The 19,748-nt window shown below is 73.1% G+C and carries 15 protein-coding genes; 6 read left to right on the top strand and 9 right to left on the bottom strand.

Annotated features, from left to right (window positions below; genetic code table 11):
• Positions 1–2 precede the first annotated feature (2 nt).
• Positions 3–1,742 carry a BCCT family transporter gene (locus ABZ172_RS02140; protein WP_356879198.1) on the bottom strand — a complete coding sequence of 580 codons (1,740 nt, stop codon included), beginning with the start codon at positions 1,740–1,742 and terminating at the stop codon, positions 3–5.
• Between the two features lie 243 nt (positions 1,743–1,985).
• Here ABZ172_RS02140 and ABZ172_RS02135 point away from each other — a divergent pair, with 243 nt between their 5' ends.
• Positions 1,986–3,035 (top strand): LacI family DNA-binding transcriptional regulator, encoded by a 1,050-nt coding sequence (locus tag ABZ172_RS02135; protein ID WP_356879196.1) that lies wholly within the window; start codon positions 1,986–1,988, stop codon positions 3,033–3,035.
• Between the two features lie 28 nt (positions 3,036–3,063).
• On the opposite strand, the gene ABZ172_RS02130 is transcribed toward ABZ172_RS02135, so the two are convergent.
• Positions 3,064–3,921 carry an oxygenase MpaB family protein gene (locus ABZ172_RS02130; RefSeq protein ID WP_356879194.1) on the bottom strand — a complete coding sequence of 286 codons (858 nt, stop codon included), beginning with the start codon at positions 3,919–3,921 and terminating at the stop codon, positions 3,064–3,066.
• Between the two features lie 400 nt (positions 3,922–4,321).
• Here ABZ172_RS02130 and ABZ172_RS02125 point away from each other — a divergent pair, with 400 nt between their 5' ends.
• Positions 4,322–5,200, top strand: a complete 879-nt coding sequence (locus ABZ172_RS02125) for an oxygenase MpaB family protein (protein ID WP_356879192.1) — start codon at positions 4,322–4,324, stop codon at positions 5,198–5,200.
• The gene (locus tag ABZ172_RS02120; protein ID WP_356879190.1) at positions 5,197–6,636 is read left to right on the top strand and encodes an aldehyde dehydrogenase family protein; all 1,440 of its coding nucleotides are present in this window, start codon (positions 5,197–5,199) and stop codon (positions 6,634–6,636) included. The genes ABZ172_RS02125 and ABZ172_RS02120 overlap by 4 nt, the downstream gene beginning before the upstream one ends.
• Before the next feature lie 51 nt (positions 6,637–6,687).
• On the opposite strand, the gene ABZ172_RS02115 is transcribed toward ABZ172_RS02120, so the two are convergent.
• The gene (locus ABZ172_RS02115; protein ID WP_356879383.1) at positions 6,688–7,320 is read right to left on the bottom strand and encodes a TetR/AcrR family transcriptional regulator; all 633 of its coding nucleotides are present in this window, start codon (positions 7,318–7,320) and stop codon (positions 6,688–6,690) included.
• A 98-nt stretch (positions 7,321–7,418) separates the two neighbouring features.
• Between ABZ172_RS02115 and ABZ172_RS02110 the strand changes: the two genes are divergently transcribed.
• The gene (locus ABZ172_RS02110; protein WP_356879188.1) at positions 7,419–8,582 is read left to right on the top strand and encodes an acyl-CoA dehydrogenase family protein; all 1,164 of its coding nucleotides are present in this window, start codon (positions 7,419–7,421) and stop codon (positions 8,580–8,582) included.
• Between the two features lie 63 nt (positions 8,583–8,645).
• Here ABZ172_RS02110 and ABZ172_RS02105 read toward each other — a convergent pair whose 3' ends face one another.
• A complete protein-coding gene (locus ABZ172_RS02105) occupies positions 8,646–10,475 on the bottom strand; it encodes an AMP-dependent synthetase/ligase (protein ID WP_356879186.1) in 1,830 nt (609 codons plus the stop codon).
• 220 nt (positions 10,476–10,695) lie between these two features.
• Between ABZ172_RS02105 and ABZ172_RS02100 the strand changes: the two genes are divergently transcribed.
• Entirely contained in the window at positions 10,696–11,436 is a 741-nt protein-coding gene (locus ABZ172_RS02100) for a MerR family transcriptional regulator (protein WP_356879184.1), read from the top strand.
• 19 nt (positions 11,437–11,455) lie between these two features.
• On the opposite strand, the gene ABZ172_RS02095 is transcribed toward ABZ172_RS02100, so the two are convergent.
• From ABZ172_RS02095 to ABZ172_RS02075, 5 genes are all read right to left on the bottom strand, one after another.
• Positions 11,456–13,627, bottom strand: a complete 2,172-nt coding sequence (locus ABZ172_RS02095; protein ID WP_356879182.1) for a 3-hydroxyacyl-CoA dehydrogenase NAD-binding domain-containing protein — start codon at positions 13,625–13,627, stop codon at positions 11,456–11,458.
• 41 nt (positions 13,628–13,668) lie between these two features.
• Entirely contained in the window at positions 13,669–14,883 is a 1,215-nt protein-coding gene (locus ABZ172_RS02090) for an acetyl-CoA C-acetyltransferase (protein WP_356879180.1), read from the bottom strand.
• An 84-nt stretch (positions 14,884–14,967) separates the two neighbouring features.
• Entirely contained in the window at positions 14,968–16,110 is a 1,143-nt protein-coding gene (locus ABZ172_RS02085) for an acyl-CoA dehydrogenase family protein (protein WP_356879178.1), read from the bottom strand.
• Between the two features lies 1 nt (position 16,111).
• The gene (locus ABZ172_RS02080; protein WP_356879176.1) at positions 16,112–17,146 is read right to left on the bottom strand and encodes an LLM class F420-dependent oxidoreductase; all 1,035 of its coding nucleotides are present in this window, start codon (positions 17,144–17,146) and stop codon (positions 16,112–16,114) included.
• Positions 17,146–18,297, bottom strand: coding sequence for a CaiB/BaiF CoA-transferase family protein (locus ABZ172_RS02075; RefSeq protein ID WP_356879174.1), 1,152 nt, complete (start codon positions 18,295–18,297; stop codon positions 17,146–17,148). Before ABZ172_RS02075 ends, ABZ172_RS02080 begins: the two co-directional genes overlap by 1 nt.
• A 201-nt stretch (positions 18,298–18,498) precedes the next feature.
• Here ABZ172_RS02075 and ABZ172_RS02070 point away from each other — a divergent pair, with 201 nt between their 5' ends.
• Positions 18,499–19,689, top strand: coding sequence for a saccharopine dehydrogenase NADP-binding domain-containing protein (locus ABZ172_RS02070; protein ID WP_356879172.1), 1,191 nt, complete (start codon positions 18,499–18,501; stop codon positions 19,687–19,689).
• Positions 19,690–19,748 lie beyond the last annotated feature (59 nt).

The following is a 19,748-nucleotide window of genomic DNA, read 5'->3' as shown; positions in this document are numbered from 1 at the left end:
GGTCAGGCGGGCGGGTCCTGCTTGTGGCGTTCGTCGGTGGTGACCTCCGCCGTGCCGGGGCCGATCCGGATCTCGAAGTCACCGTCGTACTTGGCGTGCCCCTCGATGACGGCGGACTCGACGGCCTCCACACCGAACTCCCGCCGGACGATCAGCGGGTCGCGCCGCAGGTCCCTCATCAGGGCCACGCACATGCCGATCATCACGAGGGTGAAGGGCGCGGCCACCAGGATGGTCAGGTTCTGCAGCCCCGCCAGCGCGTCGCCCTCACCGTCGCCGATGAGCAGCATGACCGCCGCCACGGCTCCGGTGACGACCCCCCAGAAGATCACGACCCACCGGGCGGGTTCGAGGACGCCCTTCTGGGAGAGCGTGCCCATGACGATCGACGCGGCGTCGGCCCCGGAGACGAAGAAGATGCCGACCAGGACCATCACCAGGATGCTCATCAGGGTCGCGACCGGGAACTGCTGCAGGACGCCGAACAGCTGGGCCTCGGGGGTGTCGCCGACGCCCTTGAGCTGCCCGGACTCCTCCAGCCTGATCGCCGATCCGCCGAAGACCGCGAACCACACCAGGCTGACCGTGCTGGGTACCAGGATCACGCCGCCGACGAACTGGCGGATCGTCCGGCCCCGGCTGATCCGGGCGATGAACATGCCGACGAAGGGCGTCCAGGAGATCCACCACGCCCAGTAGAAGACCGTCCAGCTGGCGAGCCAGTCGGCGACCTCTCCCTTGCCGGTGGCCTCGGTGCGCCCGGCGAGCTGGGCGAGTTCGCCGAAGTAGGAGGCGACGGAGGTGGGCAGCAGGTCGAGCACGATGATGGTGGGGCCCGCGACGAAGACGAAGAGCAGCAGGACCAGGGCGAGCACCATGTTGATGTTCGACAGCCACTGGATGCCCTTCTCGACGCCCGACACCGCCGAGGCGACGAAGGCGACCGTCAGGACGGCGATGATCGCGACCAGCAGGCCGGTGCCGGCCTTCTCCATCCAGCCGAGCTCCTGGAAGCCGCTGCCGATCTGGAGGGCGCCGAGTCCGAGCGAGGCCGCCGACCCGAAGAGCGTCGCGAAGATGGCGAGGATGTCGATGACCCGGCCGAGCGGTCCGTGGGCGCGCCTCTCCCCGATGAGGGGGACGAAGACCGAGCTGATCGTCTGCCGCCGGTGCCGCCGGTAGGCGCTGTACGCGATGGCGAGGCCGACGACCGCGTAGATGGCCCAGGGGTGCAGGGTCCAGTGGAAGAGGGTGGTGGCCATCGCCGTCTGCATGGCCTCGGCGGCGTCCTCGGGACGGGTCCCGGGCGGCGGATGGACGAAGTGGGCCAGCGGCTCGCTCACGCCGTAGAACATCAGGCCGATGCCCATGCCGGCGCTGAACATCATCGCGACCCAGGAGATCGTCCGGAACTCGGGTTCCTCGCCCTCCTGCCCGAGCGAGATCGTCCCGTACCGGCTGATCGCGAGCCAGAGGGCGAAGACCACGAAGCCGGAGGCCGCCAGCATGAAGGCCCAGCCGCCGTTGTGGATGAGGCCGTTCAGGAGTGAACTGGAGACGTTCTCCAGTGAGTCCGTGGCCGTGGAACCCCAGATCACGAAGGCGAGGGTCAGCACCGCCGTGACGCCGAAGACCACCCGGTCGGTCGTGGGGCGCCGGCCGTGCAGCGGCTCGGCGGGTGGCTCCGTCGTGACCGGAAGGTATTCTTCCCGGCCGCCCGGATCCGGCTCGTCGTGTGACACAGATGGCACCTTTCAGACAGTGCGAATTTTCGCTCTTCGTAAGGCAGTACCACGAACGGCGCTCCTCACACGGGATCGACGAGCAATTCCTTCTTGACCAGGTATCAGGTGGTGCGGCGCAATATCGGTGTCCGAATCACCTGCCCGGTTGCCCGGACCGGGCGGTTAGGCTGACGGCGTCCGTGACGGACCCGCAGGTTCCAGCCGTTCCCAGCCGGGGCGCGCACGTACGAGGAGCGACTCTTGCCCGAGCCCACCCCCGATCCACAGCGTGACGTCCGGCCGACCCTGGAGGCCGTGGCCGCCCGTGCCGGTGTGTCCCGGGCGACGGCGTCCCGGGTCGTCAACGGCGCCGCGGGTGTCCGGCAGCCGCTGGTGGACCAGGTGCGCAAGGCGGTCGACGAGCTCGGGTACATCCCGAACCACGCGGCGCGGACGCTGGTCACCCGGCGCAACGGCGCGGTCGCGGTGATCATCGACGAGCCCGAGCTCAGGGTCTTCTCCGACCCGTTCTTCTCCCGCCAGATCCGCGGGATCAGCCGTGAGCTCAACGCCCACGACGCCCAGCTGGTCCTGCTCCTGGTGGAGGGCAGCGGCGACTTCGACCGGGTCACCCGCTACCTGGCCGGCGGTCACGTGGACGGGGTGCTCGCCTTCTCGCTGCACACCGACGACGAACTGCCCGCGATCATCAAGCGGTTCCGGGTCCCGGCGGTCTTCGGGGGCCGCCCGGAGCACACGGAGCGGGGGGCGGACGCGCCGCAGGTGCCGTACGTCGACTGCGACAACCGGGGCGGTGCCCGGGAGGCGGTCCGCCACCTGGTCTCGCTCGGCCGGCGGCGTGTGGCGCACATCGCCGGCCCCCGGGACCAGGTGTCGGCGCTGGACCGGATCGACGGCTACCACGACGTGCTGCCGGACGCGGACCGCGAGCTGGTCGTGGACGGCGACTTCACCCCGGAGGGCGGGGCCCGGGCCATGGCGGCCCTGCTGGACGCCCGCCCGGACGTCGACGCCGTGTTCGTCTCCAACGACCTGATGGCGTCGGGTGCGCTGCGGGTGCTGCGCGAGCGGGGCGTGCGGGTGCCGGAGGACGTGGCCGTGGTCGGGTTCGACGACATGACGTCGGTGGCCGGGGCCACCGATCCGCCGCTGACGACGGTCCGTCAGGACGTCGAGGGCATGGGGCGGTTGATGGTGCGGCTGCTGATGGAGCGGCTGAACAGCGCCACGGGCGCGTGGCCCGAGTCCGTGATCACCCCGACCGAACTGGTCTGCCGGGCCTCGGCCTGAGGGCCGCGGCCGGCCCGGGGCGCCGGGCTCACACCGCGCGGGCCCGCCACTCGGCGCGCGCCCTCCGGGCCCGCGGGAGATAGCGCAGCCGCTCCGGGAGCACGGGCACGATGCGCCGCACCACGGCACCGAAGCGCCTCAGCCGCCGCTCCTGTTCCGGGGTCCATGCGAGCCCGATGGCCTCGCGGGCGTCCGGGGGCATCAGGCCGACGGTGAGGAACCGGCGGAAGCGGGCCAGCGGGGGCAGCAGCACCGGCCACAGCACCCGCAGGGCCGCCCGCAGGAGGAGCGGCCCCCGGTCGGGGGGCGGCACAGGGGCGTCCGTGGCGACCAGTTCCCGTACGACGGCGGTGGCCTCCACCTCGTCGGCCAGCATCCTGCGGTAGTAGGGCCAGAACTCCTCGATCGTCTGCGGCATGTCCCGGTCGTGGATGCCCAGGATCCGGCCGACCTGGAGCCATTCCCGGTACAGGGCGCGCTCCTGGGCTCCGGTGAGCGGACGGACCAGGTAGCGCGAGGCGTGCCGGTAGACGGGGAAGCCCGTCGCGTGCACCCATGCGTAGTTCGCCGGGGTGAGCGCGTGGTAGGGGCGGCCCCGGGTGTCGGTGCCCCGGATCGTGCGGTGCAGCTTCCTGAGCCTGCGCCCCTCCTCGGCGGCGTCCGCTCCGCCGTACACCCAGAGCTGGAGCGAGCTCAGGGACCGCTCGCCGCGGCCCCAGGGGTCCGTCCGGAAGACCGAGTGCGCGTCGACGCCCGCCCCGACGGCCGGGTGGGCGACCTGGAGGGTGAGGGCGGCGGGCAGCATCAGCAGTCCGCGCAGGTCGCCTGCGAGGCTCCACAGGACGCCGCCCGGCGGGGGCGGTGCGGGCTCTCCCGTGCGGGTCATGCGGGTGCTCCCCTGCGTCGGCGGCTGCCCGGGCCGGTTCCCGGTCCCCGGGACTTCCAGTATGCGAGCGCGGGCCCGCGGGCGGCTCACGGGGGCGGCCCCGCCGTCGCGGACGCACCCCGGCGGGGCTCCCCGGCCGAATCCGTGCCCGCGGTGTTGACGCACCCTGTGAAACAAGTCGATAGTATTTGTAACTTTGACTCTCGGGGCGGGAGGTGCCGTCGTCCGCCGGTCGCTCCCGACGGGCCGGGCCCCGGCGCGGTGCCCGCCGGGGCGGCCGCCCTGCCCGTTCGCGCGGTGGGGGCGCCCGTTTCCCCTCCGCCGCCGCGGACGTCCGCCGCACCGGCCTCACCGCGGGCCACGCACCTGATACGGCCGTACCGACCAGGGAGGTTGCACCATGGGCCGCTACAGCAGACTGCGCGAGATCCGCCGGATGGATCCCGCCCGCGACTGCGCCGAGATACTCCGCCTGATGTCGCAGTACGAGTTCCCGTGGGACTACCGGCAGGGCATCGGCGTCGCGTTCCTCCGCGACTACGGCGTCCCGCGGATCTCGGTCCTGCTCGACCGCACCCAGGAGTTCGAGCGCAACGGCCAGAAGCGCTACGACGACACCGTCCTGTTCGGGTACGAGATGGCGGCCGAGGGTCTGGATTCGGAACGCGCCCGGGCCGCTGCCCGCCACCTCAACCGGATCCACGGGAAGTACCGCATCCCGAACGAGGACTACCTCTACGTGCTGGCCACCACGGTCGTCGGCCCGAAACGCTGGATCGACCGCTTCGGCTGGCGCCCGCTGTGCACGCAGGAGGCGGAGGCCCTGGCCGAGGTGGGGCGGCGCATGGCCGCCATGATGGGCATCCAGGGCGCTCCCGGCAGCTACGAGGGCTTCGAGCGGCTGCTCGACTCCTACGAGGAGCGGATGTTCGCCTACGACCCGGCGAACCGCCGGGTCGCCGGCGCCACCTTACGGGTCGTCACCGCCTGGTACCCGTCCCCGCTGCGCCCCCTGGTGGCCGGCTTCTCGCTCGCCCTCCTGGACGAACCGCTGCTGCGGGCGCTGGGCTTCCCGCCGCGGCCGGGCTGGATGCGGGAGGCGGCCGTACGGACGGTCCGCGCCCGGTCGTACGCGGTGCGCCTGCTGCCGGCCCGGCCGGGCTGGCTGCCCTCACGCCCCCGCCCGCGCAGTTATCCCTTCGGGTACCGGCTCGACGACCTGGGCCCGCACTGGGCGCGGAGCCGCCCGCTGGAGCCGCTGCCCGGGGAGGCGTCATGACCGGCGGAACCGGCCACCCCGTGCACACCCTCGACGACGTGCGCGCCGCCACCGCGGCGGCCAGGAGCGCCGGGCGGCGGTGGGCCGCCCTCGGGGCGCGGGAGCGGCGCACCGCGCTGCTGCGCTGGAAGCGTGCGCTGGCGGCCCGTGCGGACGAGTTCGCGAGGGTGATCGCGTCCGAGACCGGCAAACCGGTGCACGACGCGCGCGCCGAGGTGCTGATGGCACTGGTCCACCTGGACTGGGCCGCGCGCCACGCGCACCGGGTGCTCGGTCGGCGGCGGGTGGCGTCCGGCTTGCTGTCGGTCCACCAGCGGGCCTCACTCTCCTACCGCCCGCTCGGGGTGATCGGGGTGATCGGCCCCTGGAACTATCCGCTGTACACACCGATGGGCTCCATCGGCTACGCACTCGCCGCGGGCAACGGTGTGGTGTTCAAGCCGTCCGAGCTCGCACCGGGGGTGGGGGTCCTGCTGGCCCGGAGCTTCGGGGAGGCGGTCCCCGCGCACGCCGGTGTGCTGCGGACGGTCACCGGCCCGGGTTCCACCGGGGCCGCGCTCGCCGGGGCGCAGGGGCCGGCCGGGGTGGACAAGGTCGCCTTCACGGGCTCTCCGGGCACCGCCCGCAAGGTCGCCGCGGCGTGCGCCGCGACGCTGACCCCGCTGCTCGCCGAGTGCGGGGGCAAGGACGCGGTGCTGGTCGCGGCGGACGCCGACCTGGACGCGGCGGCCGACGCGATCGTGTGGGGGGCGATGGGCAACGCGGGCCAGACCTGCGCCGGGGTGGAGCGGGTGTACGCGGCGGAGTCGGTGCACGAGGAGCTGTGCGCGCGCATCGTGAGCCGGGCGCGGGCCCTCACGCCCGGCGAGACCTACGGTCCGCTCACCCTGCCGTCCCAGCTCGGGGTGGTGGAGCGCCATGTGGAGCAGGCGCTCGTGGACGGCGGCACGGCCAGGCTCGGCGGGCCGGACAGCGTGCGGGCCCGGGTGCCCGGGCCGGTGGTGCTGTCCGGCGTGCCGGAGGATTCGCCGGCCGTGACCGAGGAGACCTTCGGTCCGGTCGTCGTGGTGAACCCGGTGCGCGACATGGACGAGGCGGTGGAACGGGCCGACGCGTCGGTGTACTCGCTGGGCGCCGCCGTGTTCACCCGCTCCCGGGCGGCGGGGCTCGCACTCGCCGGACGCCTCGCCTCCGGCGCCGTCTCGGTCAACTCGGTGCTGGGCTTCGCCACGGTCCCCTCCCTGCCGTTCGGCGGTGCGGGCGAGTCGGGATACGGGCGGATCCACGGCGCGGAGGGGCTGCGGGCCTTCGCCGCGCCGCACTCGGTCACGGTGCGGCGGTTCGCGCCGCCGGTGGACCTGACGTCCTTCGCGACGCCCCGGGAGCGGGCCGCACGCGCCGTCGAGCTGGGCAGGAGACTGCACGCCCGCTTCTGACGGCACCGGCCCGGCCCCGGGCGCGACGACCGTCCGGGGCCGGGGCCACGGTCATCCGGAGCTGAGCAGCGGCACCAGGCAGCGGCGGGCGAAGGCCTCCACCTGCGCGTCGTCGTCCAGCTCGAAGCTGCTCACCGGGTTGAGCAGGAAGGAGACGGTGATCCGCACCATGAGTTCGGCGACCGGCGTCGGGTCGGTCTCCCGGCGCCCCTCGGCACGCTGGGCGTGGCGGAGCCGCTCGGCCAGGTATCGGCGCATCGCCAGGAAGGCGGGGCCGCTCTCCAGCGTGAGGAAGGGCAGCATGATCTCCGGTTCCAGCTTCAGCAGGCCGCCCACCAGCGGGTGTTCCCGGATGTGCCGCAGGACGGTGACGAAGCCGGCGACGAGCCGGTCCTCCATGGTGGGGAGCGGGGCCACCGCCGCGTCGACGTCCCGCACGAATCTGCTGTACTCCCGCAGCAGGCAGGCGGAGACCAGGCTGTCCTTGTTGCCGAACCGGCGGTACACGGTGACGCGCGAGACCCCGGCGCGTTTGGCGACGTCGTCCACGGTCGAGCGGCGCAGCCCGAAGGTCGTGAACTGCTCGCGCGCCGCGTCGAGGATCTGCTCGCTCAGCGCGTCGGACGGCGGTGTCCCGCCGAGCGCCCCGGCCAGGAGTGCCTCGTCGGTGCCCGGTGCCGCCATGGGTGTCTCGCCGTCTTTCGCCACCACTCCACCCTAGCGACCGCGCAACAGCGTTACCCGGTGCGTCGCTCTGTCACTCCCCCCTCCGGAGGTCTCCCATGTCCACGGTCCACGCCCTCCCGCGGTCGCTCACCGCCGAGCAGCGGGCGTTCGTCACGGCGCTGCGGGACTTCGCCCGGCGCGAGTGCGGCACGCGCGAGCAGCGCGACGCGCTGGCCGCCGAGGCGGACGGTCCGCACGCCCCGTCCCTCTACGCTCGGCTCGCGGAGCTGGGCTGGCTCGGGGTGTGCCTCCCGGAGGCGTACGGGGGCGCGGGCGGCGGGACGACGGACGCCTGTCTCTTCCTGCGGGAGACCTCGCGCGGTCTGGTGCCCGCCGGCGGGTTCATCCCCTCGGTGATCACGGCCAAGGCGTACGAACGTTTCGGGAGCGCGGCCCAGTGCGAGGAGGCCGTCGGCGGTGCGGTGGCCGGCCGGGTCCTGTCGATCGCGATGTCGGAGCCGGAGGCGGGATCGGACGTGGCGGCCCTGCGCTGCCGGGCGGTCCGTACGCCGGACGGCGGCTGGCTGGTCAACGGTCACAAGACGTGGATCTCCCACGCGCATCTGGCCTCGCACATCCTGCTGGTGGCCAGGACCGGCACGGGCGGTACGAAGCACGAGGGGCTGACGATGTTCCACGTGCCGGCGGGGACACCCGGGATCCGGATCCGTCCCATCGAGACGATGGGCGGCCGCGAGGTGAACGACGTCTACCTCACCGACGTCCGGCTGCCCGCCGACGCCGTGGTCGGTACGGCCGACCACGCGTGGCCGCAGCTGATGGCCGGTCTGGACGCGGAGCGCCTCTTCCTCGCCGCGAACGTGCTGGGGCTGGCCGAGCGGATCCTGGAGGACACCCTCGCGTACGTGCGCGGGCGTGAGCAGTTCGGGCGTCCGGTGGGTTCCTTCCAGGCGCTGCGGCACCGGCTGGCCGACCTGGCGACCGAGATCGAGTGCGCGCGGCTCCTGGTCTTCGACGTGGCGGCGGCCTGCGACGCGGAGCCCGGGAGGCGGTTCTCCCGGGAGGCGTCCATGGCGAAGCTCAAGGCGACCGAGACCGCCCGGCACGCGGCGCTGGAGGGCATGCAGATGATGGGCGGCTACGGCTACGCGACGGAGTACGGCATGGAGCGGCATCTGCGGACCGCGGTCGTGTCGACGGTCTACGGCGGCACCAGCGAGATCCAGCGCGACATCATCGGAAGGAGCTACGGGCTCTGAGAGGCCGGGTGCCCGGTTCCGGCCGGGCACCCGGCGTGCGGGGCGCCGTCGGCGGCCCGGCGCTCAGGTCCCGTCCTGCGCGTACAGCGCGTCGAGGACGTCGGCGTACCGGTCCTGGATCACCCGGCGGCGCAGTTTCAGCGAGGGGGTGAGCTCGCCGGTCTCCGGGCCCCACTCCCGCTCCAGCAGCCGGTAGCGCCTGATCTGCTCGGTGCGGTTGAGGCGGGCGTTGGCGGCGTCGACGGCGCGGGCGACCTCGTCCCGCACCTCGGGGTGGGTGGCGGGGTCTCCCGCGAGGCCGCGGGCGGCCGCCCAGGCGGGGGCCATCTCCGTGTCGAGGACGAGCAGGGCGACGAGGTAGGAGTGCCCGTCGCCGTGGACGAGCGCCTGGCCGATCAGCGGGTGTTCCTTGAGCGTGTTCTCGACGAGCGCCGGGGACACGTTCTTCCCCGTCGAGGTGATGATCATCTCCTTCTTGCGGTCGGTGAGCCAGAGGTAGCCGTCGGCATCGACCCGGCCGACGTCCCCGGTGGGGAACCAGCCGTCCGCGTCGAGCACCTCGTCCAGGGTGCCGTCGGCGCGCAGGTACCCGGCGGACACCGTCTCACCGCGGACCAGGATCTCGCCGTCCTCGGCGACGCGCAGTTCCAGCCCGTCCAGCGGGCGGCCCACGGATCCGAGGCGGAAGGCCGACGGGCTGTTGGTGGTGAAGACCCCCACGGTCTCGGTGAGTCCCCAGGCGTCCATGACGACGATGCCGAAGCCCGCCCAGAAGTCGACCACGTCCCTGGGCATCGGCGCGGAGGCGCTGGCGGTCCACACCAGCCGCTCGAAGCCCGCCGACGCGAGCAGCGGGTCCAGCACGGTCTCCTTGGCCGTCCGGTAGGCGGCCTCCAGCGCGGCCGGGGGCCGTTCGCCGCGCTCACGGCAGGACACGTGGGCGCGGGCCGTCGCGTTGGCCGCCCTGACGGCGGCCGCGCGTTCCCCGGGCAGCGTCGCCAGCGCGGCCCGCACGGAGGCGGCCAGCTTCTCCCACACCCGGGGCACACCGAAGAACTGCGCCGGGTGCAGGGCACGGGCGGTGGACGCGACGGCCGCGGTGTCCGCGCAGAGGTGCACGTGCGAGGCGCGGAAGACCGGCAGGTAGATGCCCAGCATCCGTTCGGCGATGTGCGCGAGGGGGAGGTAGCAGAGGTGCTCGACGTGGTCGGGCAGTTCCACCACCCGGTCCAGGGCGAGGGCGTTGACGACGACGCTGCGGTGGGTGATCGGGACGGCCTTCGGATCGCCCGTGGTGCCCGAGGTGTAGACGACCGTCAGCAGGTCGCGGGCGCTGATCTCCCGCCAGGTCTCCTCGAAGGCCTCCCGGCTGCGCAGGCGTGCGCCCGTCGCGTGCAGCACGGCGTACGGCCGGTGCGGGCCGGCGGCGGCCGGCTCCACGACCACGAGCCTCTCCAGCGGCAGGGCCGGGTCCTCGACCAGGGGCTCCCAGCGTTCCCGCTCCCCCGCCCCCTCCACGACGGCGAAGCGGGCGCGGCTGTGCCGGGCGATGTGCGCGATCTGGCCGGGCGCCGCGGTGCCGTACACGGTGACGGGGACCGCCCCGAGGTGGGTGAGGGCGAGGTCGCTGAGCCAGTGCTCGGGCCGGTTCCCCATCATCATGAGGACCTGTTCGCCGCGTCGTACGCCGAGGGCGCGGTACCCGGCGGCGAGTACCGCGGTCTCCCGGCGCACCTCCCGCCAGGTGAGGGTGGTCCGGCCGTCGCCGCCCTCGTGGGACGGGGTGCGCCAGGAGAGGGCGGGCCGGTCGCCGTGGTCCTCGGCGTTGCGCAGCAGCAGTGCGGGAAGGGTCAGTCGGTCGGGTCCGGCGGGAAGTCGCAGGATCGTGGTCACGGCGCCTCCTGTGCGAGCGGCCGGACCGACGCGGTCCGTACCGGTGGTGGGACTGCGCTTCGATGCTGCCGGACACTTTCACAACAGTGGTGAGACAGCAATACTGTTGCACCGAATCGGTGCACGGGAACCGGTCCGGGACCCCGCCGTCCCGGACCTCGCGCGGCGGCACGGGTACGGCGGCACCGGAGCGGTGGTGCCACGGCGACGAGGAGTGGACATGACGACCGGGACGGAAGCGCAGACGCTGACCGTGGACGAACTGGCGGCGCGTGCGGGGGTCACCGTGCGCACCGTGCGCTTCTACAGCACCAGAGGCCTGCTGCCGCCCCCGGTGATCGGCCCCCGGCGGGTCGGCCACTACGGCCATGAGCACCTCTCCCGGCTGGCCCTCATCGAGGAACTCCAGCACCAGGGCATGACGCTGGCGGCCATCGAGCGCTACCTCCAGCAGCTGCCGCCCGACCTGAGTGCGCAGGACCTGGCGATCCACCGCGCCCTGGTGGCGTCCTGGGCACCGGACTCGGCCGAGGACATGGAGCGCGCCGAACTGGAGCGACGGGCGGGCCGGGAGCTCAGCGCCGAGGACCTGGACCGGCTGGCGGCCATGGGGGTGCTGGAGCGGCCCGCGCGGCCCGGGGGCCCCTTCCTGGTGGATCCGGGTCTGCTGCGGCTGGGGGTGGAACTGCTGGAGGTGCCCATCGCGCACGAGACGATCCTGGCGGCGCGCACCGTCCTGCTGGAGCACACCCGCTCGGCCGCCCACGAGCTGAGCCGGCTGTTCCGTGACGAGGTGTGGACCCCCTACCGGGAGCGGGAGTCGGACCCGGAGCACGTGAAGGCGATGAAGTCGCTCTCGGCCCACATGCAGCCGATGGTGCTCCAGGCGCTGCTGACGGCCTTCCAGCGGTCGCTGAAGGAGGAGCTGCGGGCCGCGTTCACCGCACAGGAGGAGCGGTGAACACGGCCCGCGAAGGCGGTCAGTCGTGGAAGGTCTCGCCCCGGTCCGCCTTCTCCACCAGGCCGGCGGACGGCAGGAAGCGGTCGCCGTAGCGCTCGGCGAGCTGCCGCGCCCGCGCCACGAAGCCGGGCAGGCCGCCCTCGTACCCGTTGACGTACTGGAGCACGCCGCCGGTCCAGGCGGGGAATCCGATGCCCATGATCGAGCCGATGTTGGCGTCGGCGACGGTCATGAGGACGTTCTCCTCCAGGCAGCGGACGCTGTCGAGCGCCTCGGCGAAGAGCATCCGCTCCTTCATGTCCTCGAAGGGGATCTCGGTGCCGGGCTTCGTGAAGTGCTCGCGCAGGCCCGGCCAGAGCGCACCCCGGACGCCGTCCTCGCCGTACTCGTAGAAGCCCGCTCCCCCGCTGCGCCCGGGCCGTCCGAACGTGTCGACCATCCGGTCGACGACCGCGTCCGCGGGGTGCGCGGCCCAGGTGCCGCCCGCCTCCTCGACGGCGCGCCGGGTCTCGTCGCGGATCCTGCGGGGCAGGGTGAGCGTCAGCTCGTCCATGAGGGAGAGCACCTTCGCCGGGTAGCCGGCCTGCGCCGCCGCCTGTTCGACCGACGCCGGCTCGACGCCCTCGCCGACCATCGCGACGCCCTCGTCGAGGAAGTGGCCGATGACGCGCGAGGTGAAGAAGCCGCGCGAGTCGTTGACGACGATCGGGGTCTTCCTGATCCGGCGCACCAGGTCGAAGGCGCGGGCCAGCGCCTCGTCCCCGGTCTTCTCCCCCTTGATGATCTCGACGAGCGGCATCTTGTCGACCGGCGAGAAGAAGTGCAGCCCGATGAAGTCGGCCGGCCGGTCCACGCCCTCGGCGAGCGCGGTGATGGGCAGTGTCGAGGTGTTGGAGCAGAGCAGCGCGTCGGGGGCGACGACGTCCTGGATCTCCTGGAACACCGTGTGCTTGAGCGCGGTGTCCTCGAAGACCGCCTCGATCACGGCGTCGCAGCCGGCGAGGTCGGCCGGGTCCCCGGTCGGGGTGATCCGGGCCAGCAGCGCGTCCCGCTTGGCCTCGGTCGTGCGGCCCCGGGAGAGCGCCTTGGCGAGGAGCCGCTCGCTGTAGGCCTTCCCCCGGGCGGCGGCCTCGGCGGAGACGTCCTTGAGGACGACGTCGATGCCGGCCCGCGCGCAGGAGTAGGCGATACCGGCGCCCATCATCCCGGCGCCGAGGACGGCCACCCTGCGGACCTGGCGCTCCTCGACGCCCTCCGGGCGGCTGGCCCCGGAGTTGACCGCCTGGAGGTCGAAGAAGAACGCCTGGATCATGTTCTTGGCGACCTGGCCGGTGACCAGTTCGGTGAAGTAGCGCGCCTCGATGGTCTGCGCGGTCTCGAAGTCGACCTGCGACCCCTCGACCGCCGCGGCCATGATGTTGCGCGGCGCGGGCATCGGCGCGCCGGCGATCTGCTTCTTCAGGTTGGCGGGGAAGGCGGGCAGGTTGGCCGCGAACTTCGGGTTCGACGGGGTGCCGCCGGGGATCCGGTAGCCCTTGACGTCCCAGGGCTGACGGGACTCGGGGTGGGCGTCGATGAAGGCGCGGGCCCTGTCGAGCATCTCCTCCCGGGTGGCGGCGACCTCGTGCACCAGGCCGTTCTCCAGGGCCCGCCGCGGGGTGTACTGGGTGCCCTGGAGGAGCACCTTGAGCAGCGCGTCGGTGATGCCCATCAGCCGTACGGTGCGGGTGACCCCGCCGCCCGCCGGCAGCAGGCCGAGGGTGACCTCGGGCAGGCCGATGCGGGAGCCGGGGGCGTCCAGCGCGATCCGGTGGTGGGCGGCGAGGGCGATCTCGTACCCGCCGCCGAGCGCGGCGCCGTTGATCGCGGCGACGACCGGCTTGCCGAGGGTCTCGATGGTGCGCAGCGACTTCTTGATCGCGGTTCCGGCGTCGAACGCGGCCTGCGCGTCGTCCGGGCCGATCCGGATCATGTCCTTGAGGTCACCGCCGGCGAAGAAGGTCTTCTTGGCGGAGGTGTAGACGATGCCCCGGATGGAGTCCTTCTCGGCCTCGGCGCGCGCGGCGACGGCGGCGATGGAGTCCTTGAAGCCCTGGTTCATCGTGTTGGCGGACTGGCCGGGGTCGTCGAGTACGAGGGTGACGACGCCGGTCCCGTCCTGCTCCCAGCGGATGGTCGTGCTCTCGGTCATTGCTTGTCTTCTCCGTAGGCAGAGGGGCGGCCGGGGGACGGTCAGAGGCGCTCGACGACGGTGGCGATGCCCATACCGCCGCCGACGCAGAGGGTGGCGAGGCCGTAGCGCTTGTCCTGCCGCTCCAGTTCGTCGACGAGCGTGCCGAGGATCATCGCGCCGGTCGCGCCGAGCGGGTGGCCGAGGGCGATGGCGCCGCCGTTGACGTTCACCTTGTCGAGGCTCAGGTCCATGTCCCGGGCGAAGCGCAGGACGACCCCGGCGAAGGCCTCGTTGATCTCGACGAGGTCGATGTCGTCGATGGTCAGTCCGGCCTTGGCCAGTGCCTTGCGGGTGGCGGGGGCGGGCCCGGTGAGCATGATGGTCGGCTCGGATCCGGAGACGGCCGCGGAGACGATCCGGGCGCGCGGGGTGAGTCCGTAGCGCTCGCCGGTCCTCCCGGAGCCGATCGCGACGAGGGCCGCGCCGTCGACGATCCCGGAGCTGTTGCCCGCGTGGTGGACATGGTCGATCTTCTCGACCCAGTGGTACTTCTGGAGCGCCACGGCGTCGAAGCCGCCCATCTCGCCGATGGTGGCGAACGAGGGCTTGAGGGAGGCGAGGGAGTCGGCGGTCGTGCCGGGGCGCATGTGCTCGTCGTGGTCGAGGACGAGCAGGCCGTTGCGGTCCCTGACGGGCACGACGGACCGGGCGAAGCGCTGCTCCTTCCAGGCGGTCGCGGCGCGTTCCTGGGACAGGGCGGCGTACTCGTCGACGTCCCGCCGGGAGAAGCCCTCGATGGTGGCGATGAGGTCGGCGCCGATGCCCTGCGGGGCGAAGCCGGTCTCGAAGCTGGTCATCGGGTCCATCGCCCAGGCGCCGCCGTCCGAGCCCATCGGCACCCGGGACATCGACTCGACACCGCCCGCGAGGACCAGGTCCTCCCAGCCCGAACGGACCTTCGCGGCGGCGAGGTTGACCGCTTCGAGGCCGGAGGCACAGAAGCGGTTCTCCTGGACGCCCGCCACGGAGTCCGGCAGTCCGGCGGCGATCGCGGCGATGCGGGCGATGTCGGAGCCCTGGTCGCCGAGCGGGCTGACGACGCCGAGGACGATGTCGTCGACGGCCGCCGGGTCGAGGCCGGGGAAGCGGTCGCGCATCTCGTGGATGAGGCCGACGACGAGGTCGATGGGCTTGGTGCCGTGCAGGGCGCCGTTGGCCTTGCCGCGTCCGCGCGGGGTGCGGATCGCGTCGTAGACGAATGCTTCGGTGCTCAAGGCGACTGCCTTTCGGGGTCGGTGCGGGGCGGGGGCGGTGCGGGGGCGGTGCGCGGAAGAGGGTGCGGGGGGTGCCGGTCCGGATCAGGCGAGCAGGGAACGGCCGATGATCTCCTTCATGATCTCGGTCGTCCCGCCGTAGATGGTCTGGATCCGGCCGTCGGTGAAGGCCTTGGCGACCCGGTGCTCCGCCATGTAGCCGTATCCGCCGTGGAGTTGCAGGCAGCGGTCGGCGACCCGCTTCTGCAGTTCGGTGGCCCACCACTTGGCCATCGAGGCGTGGACGGCGTCGAGGGTCCCCTCGGAGTGGTCGACGATGCACCGGTCGAGGAAGGCCCGGGTGACGGCGCACTCGGTGGCCATCTCGGCGATCTCGAAGCGGATGTGCTGGAGCGCGGAGAGCGGGCGCCCGAAGGCCTCGCGCTCCTTCACGTAGCCGGTGGTGATCTCCAGGAGGTGTTCGGCGGCGGCGATCCCGGCGACCGCTATCCCCATCCGCTCCTGGGCCAGGTGGGTCATGAGGTGGACGAACGCGCCGTCGCGCTCGCCGAGGAGGTTCTCCTTGGGGACGCGCACGTCGTCGAAGAACAGCTCGGCGGTGTCCTGGGACTTCTGGCCGATCTTGTCGAGGTTGCGGCCCCGTTCGAACCCTTCGGCGCCGCGCTCGACGACGAGCAGCGACAGCCCCTTCGCCCCGCCCGCCGGCGAGGTCTTGGCGACGACGATCACGAGGTCGGCGAGGATCCCGTTGGAGATGAAGGTCTTCGAGCCGTTGAGGAGCCAGTGGTCCCCCCGGTCCTCCGCGGAGGTGCGGATGCCCTGGAGGTCGGAGCCCGCGCCGGGTTCGGTCATGGCGATGGCGGTGACGGTCTCGCCGCTGCAGAAGCCGGGCAGCCAGCGCCGCTTCTGCTCCTCGGTGCCGAGGCCGGTGAGGTAGGGGCCGATGATGTCGTTGTGCAGCCCGAGCGCCAGTCCGGAGACCCCGGCCCGGGTGAACTCCTCGGCGATCACGGCGCTGTAGCGGAAGTCGGCGGTGCCGCCGCCGCCGTACTCCTCGGGGACGGCGAGGCCGAGCAGCCCCTGCCGTCCGGCCGCGCGCCAGGCCTCGCGCGAGACGATGCCGTCCTCCTCCCACTGCGCGTAGTACGGGAGGACCTCCTTGGCCAGGAAGGTGCGGACGCTCGCACGGAACGCGTCGTGCTCTCGGGTGAAGATCTGCCGCTGCACTTCAAGCCCCCTGGAGCCAGTTCTTGACGGTGGAGATCAGCCGGGCCGGCTCGGGGCCGACGGGCGTGACGTTGAGCATGGTGACCCCGGCCTCGCGGAAGGCCTCGACGCGGTCGCGTACGTAGCCCTCGGGTCCGCAGAGCGTCATCAGCTCGCAGAACTCGTCCGGGACCGCGGCCTCGGCCTCCTTCTTCCGCCCCGCGAGGTAGAGGTCCTGGATGGCGGCGGCCTCCTTCCCGTAGCCGTAGGCGACGGCGAGGTCGTTGTAGAAGTTCTTGCCGCGCGCGCCCATGCCGCCGACGTAGAGCGCGATCTGCGGACGGACGAGGTCCCGGGCGGCGGCCGCGTCGTCGCCGATGGCCAGCAGGCCGCCCGCGACGGTCTGCAGGGGGCCGAGGTCCGGGTCACGCTTCGCGGCGCCCTCGGCCAGCGCCTCGCCCCAGACCGCCTGCGCCTTCTCGGGGATGTAGAGGGCGGGCAGCCAGCCGTCGGCGATCTCGGCGGTCATCCGGACGTTGGCGGGGCCGAGGGAGGCGACGTAGAGCGGGACGGTGTCGCGGACCGGACGGGTGAGGATCTTCAGCGGTCTGCCGAACCGGCCGCCCTTCTCCTCCGGCAGGGGCATGTCGGTGATGCCGTGGTGGTCGATGACCTCACGGCGCCAGATCCGCCGGCAGAGCTCGACGGTCTCGCGGGTCCGGCCGAGCGGCCTGTCGTAGGGCTTGCCGTGCCAGCCCTCCACGACCTGCGGGCCCGAGGCGCCGAGCCCGATCAGGGCCCGTCCGCCGGACACCGCGTCGAGGCCCGCGCCCGTCTGGGCGATGAGGGCGGGGGTGCGGGAGTAGACGTTGAGGATCGCCGCACCGATCCTCATGCGGTCCGTGCGGGCGGCGAGGTAGCCCATGAGGGTGGGTGAGTCGAATCCGTACGCCTCGGCGACCCACACGGCGTCGAGTCCGGCGGATTCGAGTGCGGCGGCCTGGTCGCAGGCGGCGCGCGGATCGCCCGCGTAGTCCAGCGGCAGGGAGAGTTCCATCAGCCGGTCGTGTCCTTCCCGGTGGTCGGCAGGCCCGGCAGGTCCCATTCCGCGGCGACGGCCTCGGTGTCCGCACCGGGCAGCGCGGGTCCGGTCCGTACGGAGGAGGGCGTCGCGGAGAACCGGGGCGCGGGGGCCGGCTGGATGAGTCCGCCGTGGTCCACGTAGGTGGAGCGGGCGGCGAGATGGGGGTGGTGGGGCGCCTCGCGGAGCGAGAGGACGGGGGCCACGCAGGCGTCCGTCCCCTCGAAGACCTCGGTCCACTCGGCGCGGGTGCGGGCGCTGAAGCGCTCGGCGACGCGGGCGCGCAGGTCCTCCCAGCGTCCGGGGTCGTCGCGGTCCGGGGCCTCGTCCCCGAGCCCGAGGCGTTCGGCGAACTCCGCGTAGAAACGCGGCTCCAGGGCGCCCACCGCCATGTAGTGGCCGTCCGAGGTCGCGTAGCAGCCGTAGAAGGGGCAGCCGCCGTCCAGGAGGTTGGTGCCGCGCCGGTCCTGCCAGCTGCCGGCCGCCAGCATGCCGTGGATCATCGTGGCGAGGTGGGCGGCACCGTCGACGACGGCCGCGTCGACGACCTGTCCGGTGCCCTGCGGCGTCCGGGCGTGCTGGAGGGCCGCCAGCACGCCGACGGCCAGGTAGAGCGACCCGCCCGCGTAGTCGCCGACCAGGTTGGCGGGCACCGTGGGCGGTCCGCCGGGTCCGCCGATCATGGACAGGGTGCCGGACAGGGCGATGTAGCCGATGTCGTGCCCCGCACGCTCGGCCAGCGGGCCGTCCTGGCCCCAGCCGGTCATCCGCCCGTAGACGAGCCGCGGGTTGCGCGCCAGGCACGCGTCGGGCCCGACGCCGAGCCGCTCGGCGACCCCCGGGCGGTAGCCCTCGATCAGGACGTCGGCGCGTTCGGCGAGGTCGAGGACGTGGCCGGCTCCGCCCTCGGCCTTCAGATCGACCAGGACCGAACGCTTGTTGCGGTTGGTGAGGTCGAAGGCGGGGTCGATGCCGAGCACCGAGCCGCCGGGCCGGTCGACGCGCACCACGTCGGCGCCGAGGTCGGCCAGGAGCATCGCGGCGAACGGCCCCGGCCCGATGCCCGCCAGTTCGACGACGCGCACTCCGGCCAGCGGGCCGTGCGGCCCCTGTCCTGTCGTTGCCATCAAGCCCCCAGCGGTATGACACAACTGATGTAACATCGATGATGCTAAGAACGGACCGTATTCCGCACAACCCTTTTGGCCGAGCAAGCGCTTGGTTCTTCGCCGGATCCTCTCGCATCGGGGCCCGCCCGGCCGCGCGGCACCACGGACGCTCCGCTAACCTCTGCCTGCCACACCGGCGCGGCCCCTGCGGAGGCACTCATGAACAGGCAGAACGGGGCAGAACGCCCCTACGACGTCATTCTCTTCGGGGCCACCGGCTTCGTGGGGGCGCTCACCGCCGCGTACCTGGCCGAGCACGCGCCGGAGGGCTGCCGCTGGGCCCTCGCGGGCCGCAGTCCGGAGAAGCTGGAGCGGCTGCGCGACCGGCTCGCCGCGCGGCACCCGCACTGCGCGGACCTGCCCCTGCTGCGGGCCGACTCGGACGACGCCGGCTCGCTGCGCGAACTGGCCGGTTCCGCGCATGTGGTGGCCTCGACCGTCGGACCGTACGTCCACCACGGCGCGAAGCTGGTGGCGGCCTGCGCCGAGGCGGGCACCGACTACACCGACCTCACCGGGGAGGCGGAGTTCGTCGACCGGATGTACCTGGAGCACGACGCCCGGGCCCGCGAGACCGGCGCCCGGCTCGTGCACGCCTGCGGATTCGACTCCGTCCCGCACGACCTCGGCGTCTACTTCACCGTGCGGCAGCTCCCCGAGGGGGTTCCGCTGGCGGTGGACGGCTACGTCCGCACCGATGCGGTGTTCTCCGGCGGTACGTTCGCCTCGGCGCTCACCGCGATGGGGCGGGGCCCGCAGACGGTGCGGGCCGCGCGCGAACGCCGGCTGCACGAGCCGCGCCTGGTCGGTCGCAGGGTCCGCGCCCCGCAGGGGGCGCCGCACTTCAGCGGCCGGACCGGCACCTGGGCGCTGCCGCTGCCGACCCTGGACCCGCGGGTGGTGGAGCGGTCCGCGCGGGCGCTGGAGCGCTACGGTCCGGACTTCCGCTACCGGCACTTCGCCTCGGTGAAGCACCTGCCCATGGCGCTCGGCGGCACGGCCGCGGTGGGCCTGCTGGCGGGAGCGGCCCAGATACCCGCCGCGCGGAACTGGCTGTCGGCCCGGGTCGCGCCGGGCACGGGTCCCGACGAACGACGCAGGGAGCGCAGCTGGTTCACGGTCCGCTTCGTCGGGGAGGGCGGCGGCCGTCAGGTCCGTACGGAGGTCGCGGGCGGCGACCCCGGCTACGGCGAGACGGCGAAGATGCTGGGCGAGGCGAGTCTGGCGCTCGCCCTCGACGACCTCCCGGCGACGTCGGGTCAGGTCACGACGGCCGTGGCGATGGGGGACGCGCTGCTGGCACGGCTGCGTGCGGCGGGACTGCGCTTCCGGGTGGCGGCGTCACGCTGAGCCGTGGCGATGGGGGACGCGCTGCTGGCACGGCTGCGTGCGGCGGGACTGCGCTTCCG

The sequence above is a fragment of the Streptomyces sp. NPDC006296 genome, assembly GCF_040613235.1.
Classification (GTDB): Bacteria; Actinomycetota; Actinomycetes; order Streptomycetales; family Streptomycetaceae; genus Streptomyces.
Note: the sequence above shows the minus strand (reverse complement) of the source record. Positions and strands in the feature narration are given on the sequence as shown.

What these genes read in the sequence shown, in the direction of transcription:
- ABZ172_RS02130 (WP_356879194.1), bottom strand. Translation starts at nt 3,921, where the DNA reads ATGACCCGCACGGGAGAGCCCGCACCGCCCCCGCCGGGCGGCGTCCTG.
- ABZ172_RS02125 (WP_356879192.1), top strand. Translation starts at nt 4,322, where the DNA reads ATGGGCCGCTACAGCAGACTGCGCGAGATCCGCCGGATGGATCCCGCC.
- ABZ172_RS02120 (WP_356879190.1), top strand. Translation starts at nt 5,197, where the DNA reads ATGACCGGCGGAACCGGCCACCCCGTGCACACCCTCGACGACGTGCGC.
- ABZ172_RS02115 (WP_356879383.1), bottom strand. Translation starts at nt 7,320, where the DNA reads ATGGCGGCACCGGGCACCGACGAGGCACTCCTGGCCGGGGCGCTCGGC.
- ABZ172_RS02110 (WP_356879188.1), top strand. Translation starts at nt 7,419, where the DNA reads ATGTCCACGGTCCACGCCCTCCCGCGGTCGCTCACCGCCGAGCAGCGG.
- ABZ172_RS02100 (WP_356879184.1), top strand. Translation starts at nt 10,696, where the DNA reads ATGACGACCGGGACGGAAGCGCAGACGCTGACCGTGGACGAACTGGCG.
- ABZ172_RS02095 (WP_356879182.1), bottom strand. Translation starts at nt 13,627, where the DNA reads ATGACCGAGAGCACGACCATCCGCTGGGAGCAGGACGGGACCGGCGTC.
- ABZ172_RS02080 (WP_356879176.1), bottom strand. Translation starts at nt 17,146, where the DNA reads ATGGAACTCTCCCTGCCGCTGGACTACGCGGGCGATCCGCGCGCCGCC.
- ABZ172_RS02075 (WP_356879174.1), bottom strand. Translation starts at nt 18,297, where the DNA reads ATGGCAACGACAGGACAGGGGCCGCACGGCCCGCTGGCCGGAGTGCGC.
- ABZ172_RS02070 (WP_356879172.1), top strand. Translation starts at nt 18,499, where the DNA reads ATGAACAGGCAGAACGGGGCAGAACGCCCCTACGACGTCATTCTCTTC.